This window comes from Streptomyces griseoflavus (assembly GCF_014649995.1).
In the GTDB taxonomy this organism is placed as follows: Bacteria; Actinomycetota; Actinomycetes; order Streptomycetales; family Streptomycetaceae; genus Streptomyces; species Streptomyces griseoflavus.
Genome location: NZ_BMUC01000013.1, coordinates 106,062 through 123,687, shown reverse-complemented (window position 1 = coordinate 123,687; position 17,626 = coordinate 106,062). Strand labels below are relative to the sequence as shown.

At 69.0% G+C, this 17,626-nt stretch carries 17 protein-coding genes; 6 read left to right on the top strand and 11 right to left on the bottom strand.

Going from position 1 to position 17,626, the window contains the following annotated elements:
- Nucleotides 1-5: 5 nt before the first annotated feature.
- Genes IE172_RS25190 through IE172_RS25180 form a run of 3 tightly spaced genes read left to right on the top strand, consistent with a single transcriptional unit; the run spans nt 6 to nt 3,443 of the window.
- A complete protein-coding gene (locus tag IE172_RS25190) occupies nt 6-1,409 on the top strand; it encodes an aldehyde dehydrogenase family protein (protein WP_190099579.1) in 1,404 nt (467 codons plus the stop codon).
- 2 nt (nt 1,410-1,411) lie between these two features.
- Nucleotides 1,412-2,518 carry an NAD(P)-dependent alcohol dehydrogenase gene (locus tag IE172_RS25185; protein ID WP_190099687.1) on the top strand — a complete coding sequence of 369 codons (1,107 nt, stop codon included), beginning with the start codon at nt 1,412-1,414 and terminating at the stop codon, nt 2,516-2,518.
- Nucleotides 2,519-2,537: 19 nt separating this feature from the next.
- A complete protein-coding gene (locus IE172_RS25180; RefSeq protein WP_190099578.1) occupies nt 2,538-3,443 on the top strand; it encodes a class I SAM-dependent methyltransferase in 906 nt (301 codons plus the stop codon).
- 105 nt (nt 3,444-3,548) lie between these two features.
- On the opposite strand, the gene IE172_RS25175 is transcribed toward IE172_RS25180, so the two are convergent.
- Nucleotides 3,549-4,082, bottom strand: coding sequence for an EF-hand domain-containing protein (locus IE172_RS25175; RefSeq protein ID WP_190099686.1), 534 nt, complete (start codon nt 4,080-4,082; stop codon nt 3,549-3,551).
- An 842-nt stretch (nt 4,083-4,924) separates the two neighbouring features.
- Here IE172_RS25175 and IE172_RS25170 point away from each other — a divergent pair.
- The 3 genes from IE172_RS25170 to IE172_RS25160 all read left to right on the top strand — a co-directional run bounded on the left by IE172_RS25170 (nt 4,925) and on the right by IE172_RS25160 (nt 8,862).
- Nucleotides 4,925-6,556, top strand: a complete 1,632-nt coding sequence (locus IE172_RS25170) for a multicopper oxidase family protein (protein ID WP_190099577.1) — start codon at nt 4,925-4,927, stop codon at nt 6,554-6,556.
- Between the two features lie 239 nt (nt 6,557-6,795).
- Entirely contained in the window at nt 6,796-7,602 is an 807-nt protein-coding gene (locus IE172_RS25165; protein WP_229886360.1) for a hypothetical protein, read from the top strand.
- 354 nt (nt 7,603-7,956) lie between these two features.
- The gene (locus IE172_RS25160; protein WP_190099684.1) at nt 7,957-8,862 is read left to right on the top strand and encodes a MerR family transcriptional regulator; all 906 of its coding nucleotides are present in this window, start codon (nt 7,957-7,959) and stop codon (nt 8,860-8,862) included.
- Nucleotides 8,863-8,881: 19 nt separating this feature from the next.
- Here the strand turns inward: IE172_RS25160 and IE172_RS25155 are convergent, their stop codons facing one another.
- From IE172_RS25155 to IE172_RS25105, 10 genes are all read right to left on the bottom strand, one after another.
- Nucleotides 8,882-9,478, bottom strand: a complete 597-nt coding sequence (locus tag IE172_RS25155) for a hypothetical protein (protein ID WP_190099576.1) — start codon at nt 9,476-9,478, stop codon at nt 8,882-8,884.
- A complete protein-coding gene (locus IE172_RS25150) occupies nt 9,475-10,725 on the bottom strand; it encodes a hypothetical protein (RefSeq protein ID WP_190099575.1) in 1,251 nt (416 codons plus the stop codon). Before IE172_RS25150 ends, IE172_RS25155 begins: the two co-directional genes overlap by 4 nt.
- A 56-nt stretch (nt 10,726-10,781) precedes the next feature.
- Nucleotides 10,782-11,576 (bottom strand): ATP-binding cassette domain-containing protein, encoded by a 795-nt coding sequence (locus IE172_RS25145; RefSeq protein ID WP_190099574.1) that lies wholly within the window; start codon nt 11,574-11,576, stop codon nt 10,782-10,784.
- A gap of 23 nt (nt 11,577-11,599) precedes the next feature.
- Complete coding sequence (locus IE172_RS25140) at nt 11,600-12,400, bottom strand: zf-HC2 domain-containing protein (RefSeq protein ID WP_190099573.1); 801 nt, start codon at nt 12,398-12,400, stop codon at nt 11,600-11,602.
- Nucleotides 12,397-12,945 carry an RNA polymerase sigma factor gene (locus IE172_RS25135; protein ID WP_190099572.1) on the bottom strand — a complete coding sequence of 183 codons (549 nt, stop codon included), beginning with the start codon at nt 12,943-12,945 and terminating at the stop codon, nt 12,397-12,399. Before IE172_RS25135 ends, IE172_RS25140 begins: the two co-directional genes overlap by 4 nt.
- 228 nt (nt 12,946-13,173) lie before the next feature.
- The gene (locus IE172_RS25125) at nt 13,174-14,064 is read right to left on the bottom strand and encodes a DUF1963 domain-containing protein (protein ID WP_190099570.1); all 891 of its coding nucleotides are present in this window, start codon (nt 14,062-14,064) and stop codon (nt 13,174-13,176) included.
- Between the two features lie 139 nt (nt 14,065-14,203).
- A complete protein-coding gene (locus IE172_RS25120; RefSeq protein WP_190099569.1) occupies nt 14,204-14,632 on the bottom strand; it encodes a hypothetical protein in 429 nt (142 codons plus the stop codon).
- Between the two features lie 171 nt (nt 14,633-14,803).
- Nucleotides 14,804-15,394, bottom strand: a complete 591-nt coding sequence (locus IE172_RS35485; protein ID WP_435804259.1) for a zinc ribbon domain-containing protein — start codon at nt 15,392-15,394, stop codon at nt 14,804-14,806.
- Nucleotides 15,330-15,761 carry a VOC family protein gene (locus IE172_RS25110; protein WP_190099568.1) on the bottom strand — a complete coding sequence of 144 codons (432 nt, stop codon included), beginning with the start codon at nt 15,759-15,761 and terminating at the stop codon, nt 15,330-15,332. The genes IE172_RS35485 and IE172_RS25110 overlap by 65 nt, the downstream gene beginning before the upstream one ends.
- A 256-nt stretch (nt 15,762-16,017) precedes the next feature.
- Nucleotides 16,018-16,830 (bottom strand): alpha/beta fold hydrolase, encoded by an 813-nt coding sequence (locus IE172_RS25105; protein ID WP_190099567.1) that lies wholly within the window; start codon nt 16,828-16,830, stop codon nt 16,018-16,020.
- Nucleotides 16,831-17,626 lie beyond the last annotated feature (796 nt).

Below are 17,626 nucleotides of genomic sequence, written 5' to 3'. Positions count from 1 at the left end.
ACGGCATGCCGACATCCGAGCCCGATCGCGTCCCCGGACACCAAGCTGCGCGTCTCGCCGTCGTCGACCCGGCCACCGGGGAGATCTTCGACGAGGCCCCCGACCAGCGGCCGGACGCTGTGGACGCCGTGGTCGACCGGGCCCACCGGGCCTGGCACGGCTGGCGCGCGGACCCCGCTGCCCGCACCACCGCGTTGCAGGCCGCGGCCGACGCCGTGGAGGCGGCCGACGACGACCTCGCCCGGTTGCTCACCCGGGAACAGGGCAAGCCCCTGGCCGAGTCGTACGCGGAGGTCGCCCGCACGGCCGCCCGCCTGCGCTACTTCGCCGACCTGACCCCCAGAACCCGGCGGATCACCGACGGCCGGCCAGTGCACAGCGAGATTCGCTGGCGCCCCCTCGGACCCGTCGCCGCCATCGTGCCGTGGAACTTCCCCCTCCAGCTCGCGGCGGCGAAGTTCGCGCCCGCGCTCGCGGCGGGCAACACCATGGTCCTCAAACCCTCCCCGTTCACGCCCCTCGCCACCCGACTGCTCGGCTCCGTCCTCGCCACCGCCCTGCCCGACGACGTCCTGACCGTCGTCACCGGCCGCGAACCCCTCGGCGCCCGCCTCGCCTCCCACCCGGGCTTCCGCCACGTCACCTTCACCGGCTCGGTGCCCACCGGGCGAGCCGTCGCCGAGGCGTCGGCGGCTTCCCTGGCCAGGGTCACCCTGGAACTGGGCGGCAACGACGCCGCCGTCCTGCTGGACGACGTCGAGGTCGACCGGATCGCGGACCGGCTGTTCTGGGCCGCGTTCCGCAACTGCGGGCAGGTCTGCATGGCGGTCAAACGCGTCTACGTCCCGGCCCGGCTCCACGCCGAGGTCGTCGAAGCCCTCGCCCAACGCGCGAAGACCGTCGCCGTAGGGTCCGGCCTGGACACCGAAACCAGGCTGGGCCCTGTCAACAACGCCCCCCAGCTGGCCAGGGTCGAGCAGGTCACGAAGCAGGCACTGGCGGACGGAGCCCGGGCGGCGGCCGGCGGCCACCGGCTGGACGGGCCGGGCTACTTCTTCGCTCCCACGATCCTCACCAGCGTCCCGCCCAGTAGCCCGGTGGTGACCGAGGAACAGTTCGGACCGGTCCTGCCGGTGCTGCCGTACCGGAGCCTCGACGAAGCCGTCGACGCGGCCAACGGCACCGGCTTCGGACTGGGCGGCTCCGTCTGGGCCACCGATCTCGACCGGGCCGAGGCGGTGGCCGACCGGCTCGAATGCGGCACGGCTTGGATCAACCACCATGGCGAACTGTCCCTCGCCCAGCCCTTCGCAGGCGTCAAGAACAGCGGTGTCGGCGTCGCGGGCGGGCCGTGGGGGCTCTACGGCAACCTCCGGCCGTTCGTCGTCCACCGCCCGCAGGAGGCATGACGATGAGGTTCCAGGCGGCCGTACTGCGCTCCTGCGAGGACCCCTTCACGGTCGAGGAGGTGACCCTGCGCACAGAACCCGCCGACGGCGAAATCCTGGTCGAGATCGCCGGATGCGGGATGTGCCGGACCGATCTCGCGGTCCGGCGATCGGCCGGCCGCAGCCCGCTGCCGGCGGTGCTCGGCCACGAGGGGGCCGGCGTCGTGGTGAAGACGGGCGGCGGCCCGGACGCCGCAGTCGGCGTCGGCGACCACGTCGTGCTCAGCTTCGACTCCTGCGGGCACTGCCGAACCTGCCGCGGCGCGGCCCCCGCCTACTGCGACTCCTTCGCCTCCCTCAATCTCTTCGGAGGGCGCAAGGAGGACGCGGCGCGGCTCACCGACGCGACCGGGGGAGCGCTGGCCCCCCGCTGGTTCGGCCAGTCTTCGTTCGCCGAGTACGCGCTCGTCCCGGCCCGCAACGCCGTCCGGGTCGACCCCGCACTGCCCGTCGAACTGCTGGGCCCGCTCGGCTGTGGCTTCCTCACCGGCGCCGGAGCCGTACTGAACACCTTCGGCGCCGGCCCCGGCGAGCCCTTCGCGGTCTTCGGCGCGGGAGCGGTGGGCCTGGCCGCCGTGATGGCCGCCACCGCCGCCGGGGCTGTGACCGTGGCCGTCGACCGGCATCCCGGGCGGCTGGCCCTGGCCGAACGGTTCGGCGCGATCCCACTGCCGGCAGCAACAGCCGGACTGCCCGAGCAGATCCGGCGCCTGACCGAGGGCGGCGTGCAGTACGCGCTGGACACCACGGCCTCGTCCCCTCTCATCAACGACGCGCTCCGGGCGCTGCGCCCCACCGGCAGCCTCGGCCTGGTGGCACGGCTGCACACCGCGCTGCCGCTCGACCCGGGCACGCTGGACCGAGGGCGCGGCATCCGCCACATCTGCGAAGGGGACGCCGTACCCGGCCTGCTGATACCCCGATTGACCGGGCTGTGGCAAGCCGGACGCTTCCCCTTCGACCAGCTGATCCGCACCTACCCACTGGCCGACATCAACGAGGCGGAACGCGACTGCGACGCGGGCCGCGTGGTCAAACCCGTACTGCTCCCGGAGCGAGGAAGCCGATGAACGAGCCAATGGAGGAAACATGACCGGCACGGCGCCGCGGCACACGGATGTGGAAGGTGTGGACGCAGGCGTGGGTCTGACCGCCCTCCTGGTCGCCGCGGCACGGGCGATCGAGACCCACCGCCACGACAGCCTGGCCCAGGACACCTATGCGGAACACTTCGTGCGTGCCGCCCCGGCGTGCGCGAACTGGCCGGTGCGCATCGCACAGGTGCCGGACGGGGACAGCGACCCGCTGTGGGGGCGCTTCGCCCGCTACTTCGGCTTGCGGACCAGGGTCCTCGACGACTTCGTCCTCCGGTCGGTCCGTACGAGCGCCCGCCAAGTAGTCCTGCTGGGAGCGGGGTTGGACACCCGCGCCTTCCGGCTGGACTGGCCGTCCGACTGCGTCGTCTACGAGATCGACCGGGCGGGCGTGCTGGCGTTCAAGCACCAGGTGCTCACGGATCTGTCAGCCACCCCGAAGGCAGAGCGTGTCACCGTACCGGTCGACCTGCGCGCCGACTGGGTCACCGCGCTGACCACGGCCGGCTTCGACCCGGCCGCACCGAGCGTCTGGCTGGCCGAGGGGCTCCTCTTCTACCTGCCGGGCCCCGCCGAGACCTACCTCATCGACACGGTGGACCGGCTGACCACCGAAGGCAGCACACTGGCCTTCGAGGCCAAGCTGGAAAAGGACCTACAGGCGTATCGCGACAGCCCGATCTACACGGCGACGCGTGAGCGGATCGGCATCGACCTGCTCCACCTCTTCGACGAGGGGCCACGTCCCGACTCGGCGGGCGACCTGACGTCCAAGGGCTGGTCCACCTCCATGCATACGCCCTTCGACTTCACCCGCCGATTCCGACGTGGCCCCCTGCCCGAGCCCAACGACGCGCTGGAGGGGAACAGGTGGGTGTTCGCGAACAAGCCCTCGTCCTGACGCCCGTGACGCTCACGGCGGCGTCCGCACGGAGGCTGAGGACGGGGCGGTCAGGTCACGTCGAAGCGGTGCCGCCCAGGCCGGGACGGCCGCTGACCAACCGTGTCAGGCGGCCCGCGCGGCCACCAGGTGGTCGCCCGGGATCCCGGCCATGTCCGGCGCGTAGTAGTCCTTGATACCGGCGGCCCAGGTAGCCACGGTGATGCGGTCCTCGGCGTCCGGACCGAAGGCGTCGAAGAGGGCGTGGATGTTCGCCTCCTCGAAACCGATCGCCGTCATCAGCGATACGAAGAGGGGGCGCTCGATCAGTCCGTCCCCGTCGGGGTCGCCGAGCGTGGAGAGGGCCTCGGCGAATTCGGAGATCGTGGGACCGAACAGCTCGGGGTCGAGCACGAACGGACGGAACTCGTCCACGGTGATCACACCGTCACCGTTGGCGTCCAGTTCAGTGACCAGCGCCGTCCAGTAGCGGCGGAACGCGGCCCGGATGGCGGCCTTGGCGCCGTCGTCCGAGGCGGCCGCCGCCTCGACCACACGGCCCGTCATCAGATCGAAGTCGTCGGAGTCGATGACTCCGTTGCCGTTGGTGTCGAAGAGGGAGAAGACCAGCTCGACCCGCTTGGCGGCCTCGTCTCGCATTTCCATCACCTGTCTTCTGCGACCCGACAGTTTCCGGGCCTGGGCCAATGAGTAGCTGCCATCACCCATGGAACCGCCGTGACGAGCCGCAGATTCTCGATCTTCGCTTCTGGTGACATAAGGGCTGCTGAATGAACGTGTATGACACGTCGGATGCCTCGCTTGTGACAATCAGGCTGCTTCGACCGATCCCATTCAGCAGTTCATCGGACTTTTCTGGTGACAACTTCTGCGCTTCTGTTCATCCGCGTGATGCTCTGCGGACTCAGGCCCGCCGTTGTCCTCCTGTCATGTGCCGGGACGGCGCCGACGCGCCGGCCAGTGAACCGAACATCTGAACCCAGCCTCTCCGGCATGTCCGGCAGGGGAAGTACGGCGAAGAAGTCGGCCAGGTGGCGATCGGGAAGTCGACGCCTCACCGCCTACCGCGCGCGAGTTCCCTATGAGGCACCCCTGCCGCCGTGTTCCTCGGGGCGAGCTGATCGCTTGACCGTGTCTTTGCTGGCCATATATGCAGAATGTATACCTGGCGGGGGTAGCGTGCCCACATGGTGACTGACCCGAGGGCCGGACGCGGGCGCGGCCTGCACGGACGGCAGCAGGTGCCGTCCGGCGCCCTGCCGCTCGGGATATCCGCACGGCCGCACTGAGCTGCGTTCCCGACACCGGCGAGGGACGCTCGCCGATCTCCCCACAGTAGGTTCCGCCGACCACCGGACGTGCTCACCGCCCCGTCGGGGCCCGTGAGAAGGAGCGCCTCCGGCCGTCCCGTCCTGTCCGGACGGTGGTGGCAGACCCACGCCTTCACCTGCCTTCTCCCGACCAGCGAGGTACACCCAGTCATGCGCACGGACCGCACCAACCAGACCTCCCCCACACGTCGCGCCGTACTCGGCGCCGGTATCGCGGCTGCGGGTTCCGGGCTGCTCGCCGCCTGCTCCGCCGGCTCGCGCGACGGCGGCCACCCGGGCGCGCCCGCGCCGGCCGGATCCCCTCCGAACGGCAGAGAAGCCGGCGGGGCACATCCGACCCCCGCCGAACCGCTTCGTAAGCACACCTTGAGGGCCATCCCGTCGCCGGTCGAGCTGGGCGCCGGACGTACCTTCAACTCATGGACGTACGAGGGGTTGCTGCCGGGCCGGGAGGTGCGGGTCACCGCAGGTGACACTGCGGCGTTGACGCTGGCCAACCACCTGCCGGAGGCGACGACCGTGCACTGGCACGGTATTACGCTGCCCAACGACATGGACGGTGTCCCCGGTGTGACGCAGCGGCCGGTCGAACCCGGTGAGACCTTCGACTACCGCTTCACCCCGACGCATCCCGGCACCTACTGGTTCCACCCTCACATGGGGGTGCAGGTCGACCGTGGACTGTACGCGCCCCTCATCGTCGACGACCCGAAGGAGCCACTCGGATACGACCACGAGTGGATCGTCGTGCTGGACGACTGGATCGACGGAGTGGACGGCTCCACCCCCGACGATGTTCTCTACCAGCTCCGTAAGGGCAAGCCCCCGGTGGGGCACGGCAACAGGCCGGGGGGACCCGTCGGGGCCGGCGGCGGGGCGTTGGCGGACGACGGGAAGGCACCCGGACGGGCACCCTCGCCGTCGCCGTACCGGCGGAAAGGGCCGAAGCGGCTGATGGCGGGAGCCACCAGCAAGCTGCTCGGCGGTCACGCGGGACACATCGCCTACCCCTACTACCTGATCAACGGGCGCACAGCGGACGACCCCACGCAGTTCAAGGCCAAACCCGGCGACCGGATCAGGCTGCGCATCATCAACGCCGGCGGGGAGTCGGCCTTCCGGGTGGCGCTCGGCGGACACCGGATGACCATCACCCACAGCGACGGCTTTCCCGTGCAGCCGTACAAGACCGACGCGCTGGTCATCGGTATGGCCGAGCGGTACGACGTGATGATCACCGCGCAGTCGGGTGTCTTCCCGCTGGTCGCGCTCGCCGAGGGAAAGGGGGGCCGGGCCATGGCCGTCCTGCGTACGGGCGCCGGAGCGGTCCCCAAGCCGTCCGCACACCCTGCGGAACTGGACCGTGAGGTGCTGGTGTCCGCCCGCCGGCTCGAGCCGGACGAGTCGGTGGCGATGCCCCGCCGCAGGTACGACCGGCTGCTCCGGGTCAAGCTGACCGGTGGCATGAAGGACTACGACTGGGGAATCGACCACGAGCCCTACAACCCGGACACGCTCCACAAGGTCGAACGGGGCGAGCGGGTGCGGCTGGTGGTCATCAACGCCACCCACATGTGGCACCCCGTGCACCTGCACGGCCACACGTTCTCCCTCGCCGGCGTGGACTCGAACGGTGCCCGCAAGGACACGTCGATCGTGCTGCCGCACAACAAGCTGGTGGCGGACTTCGACGCGGACAACCCCGGCCTGTGGATGCTGCACTGCCACAACATCTACCACTCGGAGTCCGGGATGATGACGACCGTTGCGTACCAGGGGTAAGACGTCCCTGCTCGAACGGCGAGGTGACGACCGGAGCCCCGTGACGCTGCCGGCGACCGCGGCCCGTCCGGCGGCGCGGGGTTCTTGAGCATTCCCGCCGAGAGCCCTGGAAGTGAACGGGTGGACAGCGCCGCATCCTGCTGGTGCCATCGGTTCCGAAGGTGACCACCTCCAGGCTGCCCGTATCGAGCACGAACCTGCGTGCGGCCTTGCTGGAATAGGCTGCGACTATTCGGCGGATGGGGCATGGCATGGGGCGGCGGGGGATTCGGACAGTAGTGCTCGGCGCGGCCCTCATGGTCCTCGCCGGCTGCGGTGCCAAGACCGCCGCAACCGACGAGGAGGCGACAGGTACGGCTGCGACCGCCGCCTGGACGCTCGCCGCTCCGATCCGCATCGATGGCGTCCGTACCGCCGAGGGCGGCCGGTCTCTGCTGGTCGACGCCGAAGTGCCCGACGGTGCGCGCGACTGCGTGCGCCGCCTGCGCGGTCAGCTTGACACCGTCGAGCACGGCACGGTGTACGTGATGGTCACCTACGAAACCCGTTCCCTCGACCGTGACTACGGCTGCACGGGGACGCAGCGGGTGCAAGCGACGGTGAAGCTGGACGAGCCCCTGGGCTCTCGCAGGGTCATGGTGAACAGTGCAGACGTATTCACTCCCGTCGGCGCCACATCACCACCCGCTCTGCGGCAGTGCGGTGAGAACGGCTGCGACCCCACGCCCCCGCGTTGCACCTCGTCTTCCTACCATCAGGCTGTCAATGACACGGACATCCCCCAGCACACGAGCTGGGTGGAACGTGGGTGCGACGACACGTGGCTGGTGCTGGACCTGTCGACCCGGACGGGGCCGGCGTGCGGTGACGTCGGCGACGGATGCTCCTCCTCCGATGTCTCCCAACGCTGGTTCTACCGGGCGGAGTCATCGGGCTGGCGCCCGGTCGCCACGAACGGCGCTGCTGGGTGCGTAGGCATCCACAAGGTCCTGCCGGAATTCCCCGAGCGCATGTGTGCGTCGCTGCCGCGGCTCGATCGCGGTTGATCTCCTCAGTCCACGGCGAGATCGAGTACAGGAGTAGCGAGGCACCTCACGCCTTCGAGGCTGGGCTCGCGGAATGGAACAACGGTGGGGGAGGGGCGGTGGCGCTGGCGCTCGGCAATGCCCGCGCCGTACAGCATCGTTGCGTTGCCGGCCGACGGGCTGGTTCTCGTACGGATGCAGCCGCACGCGTTCGATCTGCCCTGCCGCCGACCGCTCACTGCTCGTGGTGGTGCGATCGGTTCCCATGAATGCGTGCAGCTTGCGCTGCTCCTCGCCGGTGCGGTTGCACCTTCCGTAGCGGCATGTGGTCCGCTGGACTTACGTCCCGATGCCTTGAAGAGAGGTCCCCGGCTCATGCATGCGTCTTTCATGCCGCCCCGTCGCGTCAAGATCGGTGACGCGGCGGCCTTCGTCGGCAGCACGCCACGTGCGATTCGCCATTACCACGAGATCGGCCTCCTCCCCGAGCCTGAGCGGGGCGGCGATGACCGCCGCCGCTACGGATACGAGGACATGATCCGCCTGCTGTGGATTCGCAAGATGGCCGACGCCGGGATCGCCCTGGACGACATCCGTGACGCCTTCACCACCGGCACGGCTTCCGCCGGTGCGGACAGCGGAGAAGGTATCGCGGGCATCCTCGAGCGGTTGGAGGAAACTCTCGCCGAGCAGGAGGCGGAAGTGCGGCGGCAACGGACCGCCGTGCAGCGGATGCGCACCGAAGGCAGCCGGATGGGCCTGCTCTCCGACTTTGTCACCGAACGCCTCAAGAACCTGCCCGAGGGCTCCGTGCGTCAGGCGGACCTGGACAGTCTGCTGGTCACCGAACGGATCTTCGGTCCGCTCGGCGCGGCCGTCCAGGCCACCCGCTTCGTCGTCCTGGCCACGCATCCCACCCTGCGGGAAGATGCCGACCGTATCGATGACGCCGAGGAGGCACTCGATGACAGTGTCGCCGTCGATGATCCACGGGTAGCTCAAGTGGCCGCCGAGCGGCACGCCTTCGAGACCGCCCTGCAGGCCGTCATCGACAAGTCCGGCCTGGGTGAGGAAGACGACGCCCTCTTCGACGCCTGGGACACCATGCACCCTGCCGCCGCCGATGAAGGCGAGGCCGACCTCGGCTCCGGCAGGCGGGAGGCCGATACCATGAGCGCGTTCGAAGCCACCGGCAAGATGCCCTACGACCTCTCCCCAGCCCGCCTGCGCTGTATGGAACTGGCGGAAGAGCTGTCCGCCCAAGACTCAGCCGGTACTTAGTTGGTCGGTGGCCTCCTGCTCAGCCGTTCTCCGACGGTGTTCGGGGACGAGGGCCACGGCTCACGTAGACGATTGCTCCGGTGACGGCGAGCACTGTGGCGACCACGGCTGCGGGTCGGCTCCCGGACGCCTGGGCCTGCCAGGTCAGTGCCTCCCCCGCAGTGCCCGTGCCCGAGAACACCGCCGCGCAGAGCGTCCACCCGAGCGGTACGAACCACGACCGGGTGGCACCGACCGTGGCTGCGCCCAGTGCCGTCAGGCCCAGGAGGCCGACCGTGTCACGGACGACAGATCCGAACGGCCCGAATCGTGTGCCGGTGAGCAGCGTGGTCAGCAGGAGCAGGAGTACGAACCCCACGGCCGTGACCAGGTGGGACATCCGCAACCACGTCCACGGTCTTGCCGCCGTGCGGTCCAGGCTGTCGTCGGGGCTGCCGAGCGTGGCGGTGACGACAGCCACGAGGAGCAGCACCGTCAGATTGCGTACGGCGCTGCTCACCTCGTCCGCGTCACTGAAGGCCGCCGCCAGCAGCCAGGCGATGGCCATGCCCGCGACCGCCGCACCGAACGCCGCAGGAACCCGGCGCGAGCGGGCGTAGAGCGTCAGCCCTCTCATCGCGCGCTCCGGGTCAGGATGGTGGTGGTGTCCTGGCACTTCCGGGCGGCTTGGTAGACGGCGGTCACCCGGGCGTCGGCCTCGGCGCGCGGCAGTGCCTTCAGGCCCTTCCACAGCTTCTCGGCCTCCGGGTCCTCGAATTCGAGGCCCTTGGGACCGACGGTCGGCTCCCGGTCGAGCAGCCAGTAGGCCGCAGCGGTGGCCACCTGGAAGTTCCGGCTGTCTCCGCAACTGAGAGGGCCGGTGAACACGTTGGTGAGCATGGTCGCTTCGAACCGGTCCCGGTGGGCGAGGTGACCGTGCTTGTCGACCGTGATCGTCATCAGCGCGGTGTCGGCCCGCGGCCTCGGTGAGGTGGGAGGAGTGAACGTGGTGGTGTCCTCGTGTGCCGCGACGACCGGTGTTCCCGCCAGGAGCTCCAGTGCGTGCCGGGCTTTGGGCAGCACCTCCGGAAGCAGCCCTTCATGTGCCCGGCTGACGCAGACCCGCGGAGTGTCGTCAGTGCACACCAGTTCCTGGGCGACCGAGTCGAGCCGTTTGTGATCGTAGGCATCGCCGGTCGGCACGACCAGGACCGCGGCCGTGGCCCCGAGGGACAGAGGGAACAGTGCGGTGAACGCGACCTTGCGGTTGTGGGCGGCGAAGAGCACGACACCGGCCACCGCGACCGCGACCATCCACAGTGCCTGGGCGCCGCTGACCTCGCCACTGACGGTGTCGTAGTCGCTGAACATGCTCATCCCCATGACAGGGGAGAACGCTGCCGTGACTCCACCGTCCGGAAGGGCATGGGGCGCGAAGATCAGCAGCACGAAGCCGATCACGGCCAGCGCGGGTGCGGTGGCGAGCGCCGGTACCAGGCGTCCGACGGCCAGCCCGAGCCAGACCGAGGCGATCATCGCGGCCAGCCCGACGACCACGACGGCAAACGCGGCCGGCGGAAGGTAACGCGCCGTGTCCGCGATCCGTGGTGCCGCCGCGAGGAGCGTGACCAGGTACGCGCCGATTACCGCCAGGCCGGTCGCGAGCAGGATCGGCACGATGTGCTGCCGTCGCGGGCGGGGCACGGTGGTGAACAACTCGGCGACGTTCGCCCGGTGCCTGCGGTAGGAATCCCAAGCGCCTGCGGCCATCGCGAGCGGCGAGAGAATCGCGAGGTATTCACGCTGCGTACTGGCCAACGCCATCCACCCGCTGGACCATCGCCCCGCGGTGGCGTGGAGCACGATCGCGCCGGCGACGGCCATCAGGAGCGCGGCGCCGAGAGCGGCCGACCGCCGGAGCTCGATGGTGAGGATGCGGTTCATGCGTTGCTCCGGTGCTGACGCAGGATCGCGGAGTAACCGCGCTCCGCCGGACTGTCGCCCGCGTCGCCCTGCCCGCCGCGGGCGATCAGGTCGTCGGGGGTGCTCTGGAAGAGGAGTCGGCCTTCGTGCATGAGGATGACGTCGGTACAGGCGGCGACGACGTCCTCGATGAGGTGGGTGGAGACCAGCACACAGCTGTGGGTGCCGAGGTCACGCAGCAGGTCGCGGAAGGTGAGACGCTGTTCGGGATCGAGTCCGACGGTGGGCTCGTCGAGCAGCAGCAGTTCGGGGTCGTTCACGATGGCCTGCGCGATGCCGGCCCGACGCAGCATGCCGCCGGACAGCGCCTTCATCCTGGTGTCAGCCTTGGCGGTGAGACCTACTCGATCGATCGCACGTTGCACGGCGTCAGGTATCGCGGTCTTGGGCATTTCCTTGAGCCAGGCCATGTACTCGACGAACTCCCGGACGGTGAACCGCGGATAGAAGCCGAACTGCTGCGGCAGATACCCCAGGCCGCGGCGCACCTCGCGCAGGTCGGCACGGCCGTCCACCCGCGTGCCGAGCAGCGTCAACGAGCCGCCGGCGGGTTTGATGACGGTGGACAGCGCGCGCATCAGCGTGGTCTTGCCGGCGCCGTTCGGTCCGAGCACACCATGCACGCCGGCCTTCAGGGCCAGGTCGAGGCCGTCGACGGCCAAGTGGCGGCCGGCCCGGACACGCAGTTCTTCGGCGTGGACGAGAAAGGGATGAAGGGTGGGGGCCGTTTCGGCGGAACTCACCGCTCGCATGCGGATCTCCTGTGGATGAATAGTCAGTTGCCGCTGGTAAGGCGGTGGAAGTGAGGCGCGGCCGGCACGGTGCTCGCGGCAAGGGCCACGGTGATCACCGCCCAGACGGCGGTGCTGTCCGGCTGCAGTACCGGAGACAGGGATTGGGCCGCCACGCTCGGCACCAGGACGGCCGTGGACCAGGCTGCTCCGAGTCCGACAGCCGCGCGCCGCACGCCGATGAACGCGCCGAGCACCAGGGCGGCCGCAGTGAATGCCAGGCACGGCAGCAGAGACAGAGCCAGTGAGGTTCCGGTGCTCACGCCTGCCGCCAGCAACGCCGGAAGCACGACGACGAGCACCGCGAACGTGCGCCGCAGCACCATGGCCAGGCCGGCTGCGGGTGTGGTGGCGATCAGTTCCCAGACCGGGTTGCTCCGCCGGCTCCAGACCACCGCGACGCCGGGCAGCGGAGCCACCGGGGCGAGCAGCAGCACGAGTGAAGGCAGGCTCGGTTCGGCGAAGTTGAGGAGCACGCCGCACCCCAGCACCGCGACGGTCACCGCCAGCCAGGGCAGCAGCGTCCATGCCAGCCAGCGTCGGCTCACGGCCTGTGCCTGTGAGTGTTGCCGGGCCGGAGGCGGGCTCGTTGCCATCGTCCGGTCGAGCGAGACGGCGACACGGTCGAGCAGGTCCGCCGTGGCCGGGGTGACGTGTGCGACGAGTCCCTCACGGCAGTTCCCGCACGCGTCGAGATGAACCTCGATGGACCAGAGCGCGGCGTCGTCGAGTCCGCGCCCGCCATCCGCGTAACGGGCCAGCATCAGGGGGGTGGGATGAGTCATGACAGCGCCTCCCGCAACGCGATCCGGGCCCGCCGCGCGCGGGTCTTCACTGTGCCCTCCGGCATGCCGAGCAGTACCGCCGTCTGCCGGACCGACAAGTCGTCGAGCACCATCGCCTGCAGTACCTGGCGCAGCTCCGGTGGCAGCCGGAGCAACGCCTGTTCGAGGTTCTGGTCGACGCGATTCGCCATCACCTCGTCCTCGGCGGCCGGCGCGGTCGTCTCGACCAGGGCAATGGTCGGCACCCGCTCGTGCCGGGCTCGTCGGCGGAACGCATCGACGAGACGGTTCGCGGCGATCGTCCAGAGCCACCCCACCGCACTGCCCGCGGTCACGGAGCCTGCGTAGCTGCCGGCTGCCCGCCAGACCGCCAGGTAGGTCTCCTGGAGCACTTCGGCGATGACGTCGTCGTCAGCGCAGCGGCGACGCAGCCGCACCGCCAGCCAGGGCGAGGTACGCCGATACAACTCGTCGAACGCCGCCCGGTCGCCGCAGGCGATGCGACGCACGAGCTCTGCCTCGTCGGGGTCTGTCACGCTTTGCATGATCAGGAAGACGATGCGACCGTCGATTCAGGTTCTCGGGCGGGTGACACCGGGCGATCCCACCATGCGCGCCCCTGCACCCGGCATCCACGCGGACCAGAGCGACACCTGCCTCACCCCTCCCGTCCGAGACAGCAGGAACCCCGACGACCCGGGTGTGGACGTAGGTGCGGACGCCTGGACAGCCTTCACCGGCCCCCTCCCAGCGGTAGAGGTCGTCGAACCTGGTCACGGGGCCTCGAAAGTGGTCACGGCCAGCGCCTTGTCCACCCGGGCGGCGGCCAAGTGGTCGTGGCGGATCACAAAACTCGTGCAGTACTCCTCGTAGACCCGGGATTCACTGACGAGCGATATCCATTCGCTCGTCAACCGGTGCTTTTCCTTCTCCAGGTGGGAATACCATTTCCCGGTCGGGATGGCTGGGATGTCGCCTGCCTTCTCGCGTCCCGCCAGGCTCTGCTCCGCGATGTTGTTGATCACCTCGTCATCGGCATACCCGCCGATGGCAACGCCGGCGCCAGACGGCCAGAGGTCGTGGGCCAGAGCTCGAAGTGCGTCGAGGTGCGGCAGGTCACGTTCCATGTACCGGAACAACTGTTGCTGGAAGGGCGACATGTCCTCCCAATCGAGATTCTCCCAGAACTCGTGCCAGTCCTCGTCCTCGTCGCCCTCCTGGAGCCAGAGGGGCAGTTCCGCTTGGAGCTCGGCGCTGACGTCGACTTTTTCGCGGAGGCACTCGGAGCTGGGGGCTTCCGCGGCCGCGGTTCGGGTGCCGTCCGGTACATACACGACTCGCGCGTACCTCCCCGAACTGTCCTCATGGTCCATCTCCTGGTTCACGAAGAAGAGCAGCGTCCCGCCCGTCGGCAGGCCGAAGCCGTCAACTCTCGGCAGCGCCCCACAATCGACCGAAAGGAGCAACGGCAACGGAACGTCCCCGGCGGACGGCCACTCCATGCCCACCGGCAGCCGGGGCAACCCACCGAACTGCCCGACGGGAGAACCACCGCCTACGGACAATCCGATCGACAAACGAAGGTGCTGGCTGAACCTGCTGATCTCGTCGCCCGGGATGCCCAGCTCAAGCGCTGCCCGACGAAACTCTCCCTGATGATCCATGCCCGAGAAGATAAACCCCTCCCAACCGGGCAGTGCCGTCGGGGTGTTGGCGGGCAGGAGTTGTAGGGTTGCGTCGACCTCTGGTCTGCCTGGTGCTCCTTGAGCTGAATAACAGGTCGCCCCGAGATCCGGCAGAACATCAGATGTGATTACGGTGCAGGATGACGCGAACAGCGGCCTCGAACTCGCGCACCGCCACACCGTGCTCATCGCGAGCTGCGACCCAGGCCGAATCCTGCCCGTACGAATCCCGAAGCCGGTAGTACGCATCCATCAGACGGGAAGCCTGAGAGCGAAGCTGCTCACTACCCGGAGTCATGAAGAACTGGGTCGTCACTTCGTAGCGGAGAGGATCTGCAGCGGTCAGATCTGACGCTGCTACACCAGCTATGGAGGCGTCGAGGATCTGCCCACACAAGCGGTTGTACATCGAGGAGAGTCGCACACTCACTTCTACGAGACGATTCACTTCCTCTTTGCGTCTTTCGACTCTGCGTCGAATGACATCACCCAAGAGAACCAGAGTCCCACCGAGAATCGCTCCAAGCAGTGTCAGTACACTTTGCACTTCTTTACTCCGTAACGCATATATGTCGTCTCAAACTGAATCGCAGGCTGAAGTTTCGTTTGTGACTCTGGCCTGTAGCGCTTCAAAAAATGAGAATGTGGTCAAGCGGGTTCCGGCTGGCGAATCTGACTCCGTCACCTGCGAAGCTTCAGAGACTGAGCCGCACCCAACTTAACTGACTAGCTGGTCAGTTGACGCGGATCGCTGCCCACGGACCCGGGGCGCTGATGATGCTGTGCCGCTCGGACCGCCGCCGGTGCAGCGTGGGCTGCCAGGAGCCAGGAGAGGGCCGGCCTGCTGCTCGGCGGGAGCGGGCACGTGTGCCCGACTTACCGGCGCTCCACAGGCGTTTAGCGTCTCCGCCCGTCCGGCGGCGACGATTCGGCGTCCTTCGAAGAGGACGTTGCGGGCTGCGTTGTGGTCGCGGTCGTGCGCGGTGCCACATTCGCCGCACGTCCACTGCCGGACGTGCAAGGGCTTGGGGCCGTCTCGGAATCCACAGGCCGAGCAGGCCCTCGCGGCGAGGGAGCTACCGCCCCACGCGCAGGATGGAGGTCTTCGTGTCGCCCACCGCCGTATAGGAGTACGCCCCTCCTGGTCCCGCTGCCGGCCGGCGCCACTCCTCACGTGACGGTGCCGACGCCCCGCCCTGCTGACCGGCCCGGCCGCCCTTCGGGGCGGCCGAGGGGCGCGGCATCTAATCGAGGCAGAACTCGTTGCCCTCGATGTCCTGCATCGTGATGCACGACTCGTTGACGCCATCGGCGCGCTGCGTCAGTACGTGTTTCGCGCCGAGAGCCATCAACCGTGCGCATTCGGCCTCGAGTGTGGTCAGGCGCTCGTCACCCACGAGTCCGGCGCCGGCCCGCACACAGAGATGCACCCGGTTCTTGACGACCTTGCCTTCGGGAACTCGCTGGAAGAGCAGGCGTGGAGCGACACCGGAGGGATCGGTGCACGCGAAGTAGATCTCGTCCTCAGGCGGCAGCGAGCGGTGGTATTCCTCCCACGTGGCGAAGCCCTCCGGGACCGTGGGTACGACGTACCCCAGCACCTCGCACCAGAAAGCGGCGAGGCGCGCAGGTTCCGCGCAGTCGAAGGTCACTTGGAACTGTCTGATCGCTGACATCGGCGCACCATAACAGGAGTCCTGGCTCATCTCCCCGAAGACGTCCGCACATTGGCGCGGGAAGGGGGCCGGGCCCTTGCTGTCCACCGCTGTCTCGTGCGGTCCCAGGGACGCCCTGGCCGAGGACGGCCGTCTTGACCTCTCCACGAATGCACGCGCACTGCGTGATGCCTATCCGCACACTCCGGCGCGAGGCCCTCGATCACTGCTGATCTTGAAACGAGGCCCACGCTCTCAGGCTCGGGGTTTCTCGTGGTCACGCGGTGCGGGGCTCCGCCTCCCGCCAGAACACGTCGACGAGGGCGTTCCATTCGTCGGGGATCTCCTGGAACGGCTGGTGTGCTTCCTCCTCCATGACCGCGAACCGGGCGCCGGGGATGGCGTCGGCGACGGCGCGGCCGAGTTCGGGGCGGCTGGTGGAGTCGCGGCCGCCGGCGAGCACCAGTGTCGGCACTCCGATGTCCGGCAGACGGTTCGTCGTGTCGTGGTCGAAGACGGCGTTGAGGAAGCGCTTCAGGTTCTCGGCGGTCTGCTTGTGCGGGAAGGCAAGCGCGTCCTCGATGAACCGGTCGACCGTCCCGTCGTTGTGCGCCCGGGCCGTGTAGATGTCCAGGAAGAAGCTTTCGAGAAACGTGCGTTCGTCGGGGGCGGTCTCGACCAGCCGGCGGACGAACAGGCCCCACCGGCGCAGGTAGGTGTCCGGCACCGACCAAGTGCTCTGCAGGACCAGGCTGCGTACCAGGTGGGGGTGGCGAAGGGTCAGTTCCTGGCTGATGACGCTGCCGCCGGAGAAGCCGGCGACATGGGCGGAGGGGATGTCCAGTGCCCGCAGCAGCGCGGCGGCGTCATCCGCCATCGCCTCTACCGAGACGGGGCCCTCGGGCATGGCGGTCCGGCCCGCCCCTCGATTGTCGAAGGTGGTCAGCCGGTAGCGGTCGGCCAGCCCGTCGAGTTGGAACTGCCAGGACTCGACGGTGTCACCGAGCCCTCCGACCAGCAGGACGTCAGGCCCGGTGCCGACCTGCTCGGTCCAGACGTCCAGTGCGCCCGCACGTACGTACCGTCCCATCGTCCGCACTCCCTTCATGGTTCTTCAAGGGTCCACCCGCCGAGCACGGCACGCCAACCAGGCCCCGGCTCACCGACCTGGTGGGAGCAGGCCGGCCACCCGGCCGTGGACCAGGCCCTGCCTGGTGAGGGCCGTGTCTCGTCCGGTGAAACTCCGCTGCCGGCTGTCAGCGACCTCATCAAAGCGGCATCGAACCCGCCCGCGCCTTGGTTGCGGAGAGCGTGCGAGAGCGCCTGACGGCCTGGCTGCGCGCCGGCCCAGGGCAGGCGAGGACCCTCCTTGCCCGGATCTCGACTGCCGCCGACCACTGACGGCAGCCCACAGAGGAAGGCCGCCGACGTCACGTCGGGGCGAGTTGACCTACGTGGCATGGCCGTTGTGGAGCGAGACAGCCGCCCCGCGCCTGCCGAGGGCGTTCCGGGCCGCGTCCGCGGACGTGGTGATGCCGGAGGTCTGGGGTGTCCGTGGTCCGCCGCACCCCGTCCTGGTGGCCCCTGTCTCGGTGGCGGGCCGCATCGGCGAGATCCGGGTCCCTTCCCGACGCGGTCGGAAGGGTGGGGCAAACGGGGGGAGGACGGGACCGTCGTGCGGGTCCCGTCCTCCGTGGTGCGTCCGGGGTACGGTGCGGGGGTCAGGCCGAAACGAGGGTCTCGTCGCGCGTTTCCTCGGCCAGTCGGTGGTTCAGCTTCTCGCCCTCGATGTCGAGGTCGGGCAGGACCTTGTCGATGGGCTTGGGCAGCCACCACGCGGCGCGGCCGAGCAGGGACATCACTGCCGGGACCAGCGCCATGCGGAC

What these genes read in the sequence shown, in the direction of transcription:
- IE172_RS25190 (WP_190099579.1), top strand. Translation starts at nt 6, where the DNA reads ATGCCGACATCCGAGCCCGATCGCGTCCCCGGACACCAAGCTGCGCGT.
- IE172_RS25185 (WP_190099687.1), top strand. Translation starts at nt 1,412, where the DNA reads ATGAGGTTCCAGGCGGCCGTACTGCGCTCCTGCGAGGACCCCTTCACG.
- IE172_RS25180 (WP_190099578.1), top strand. Translation starts at nt 2,538, where the DNA reads ATGACCGGCACGGCGCCGCGGCACACGGATGTGGAAGGTGTGGACGCA.
- IE172_RS25175 (WP_190099686.1), bottom strand. Translation starts at nt 4,082, where the DNA reads ATGCGAGACGAGGCCGCCAAGCGGGTCGAGCTGGTCTTCTCCCTCTTC.
- IE172_RS25170 (WP_190099577.1), top strand. Translation starts at nt 4,925, where the DNA reads ATGCGCACGGACCGCACCAACCAGACCTCCCCCACACGTCGCGCCGTA.
- IE172_RS25165 (WP_229886360.1), top strand. Translation starts at nt 6,796, where the DNA reads ATGGGGCATGGCATGGGGCGGCGGGGGATTCGGACAGTAGTGCTCGGC.
- IE172_RS25160 (WP_190099684.1), top strand. Translation starts at nt 7,957, where the DNA reads ATGCATGCGTCTTTCATGCCGCCCCGTCGCGTCAAGATCGGTGACGCG.
- IE172_RS25155 (WP_190099576.1), bottom strand. Translation starts at nt 9,478, where the DNA reads ATGAGAGGGCTGACGCTCTACGCCCGCTCGCGCCGGGTTCCTGCGGCG.
- IE172_RS25150 (WP_190099575.1), bottom strand. Translation starts at nt 10,725, where the DNA reads ATGGCCGTCGCCGGCGCGATCGTGCTCCACGCCACCGCGGGGCGATGG.
- IE172_RS25145 (WP_190099574.1), bottom strand. Translation starts at nt 11,576, where the DNA reads ATGCGAGCGGTGAGTTCCGCCGAAACGGCCCCCACCCTTCATCCCTTT.
- IE172_RS25140 (WP_190099573.1), bottom strand. Translation starts at nt 12,400, where the DNA reads ATGACTCATCCCACCCCCCTGATGCTGGCCCGTTACGCGGATGGCGGG.
- IE172_RS25135 (WP_190099572.1), bottom strand. Translation starts at nt 12,945, where the DNA reads ATGCAAAGCGTGACAGACCCCGACGAGGCAGAGCTCGTGCGTCGCATC.
- IE172_RS25125 (WP_190099570.1), bottom strand. Translation starts at nt 14,064, where the DNA reads ATGGATCATCAGGGAGAGTTTCGTCGGGCAGCGCTTGAGCTGGGCATC.
- IE172_RS35485 (WP_435804259.1), bottom strand. Translation starts at nt 15,394, where the DNA reads ATGGCGTCAACGAGTCGTGCATCACGATGCAGGACATCGAGGGCAACG.
- IE172_RS25110 (WP_190099568.1), bottom strand. Translation starts at nt 15,761, where the DNA reads ATGTCAGCGATCAGACAGTTCCAAGTGACCTTCGACTGCGCGGAACCT.
- IE172_RS25105 (WP_190099567.1), bottom strand. Translation starts at nt 16,830, where the DNA reads ATGGGACGGTACGTACGTGCGGGCGCACTGGACGTCTGGACCGAGCAG.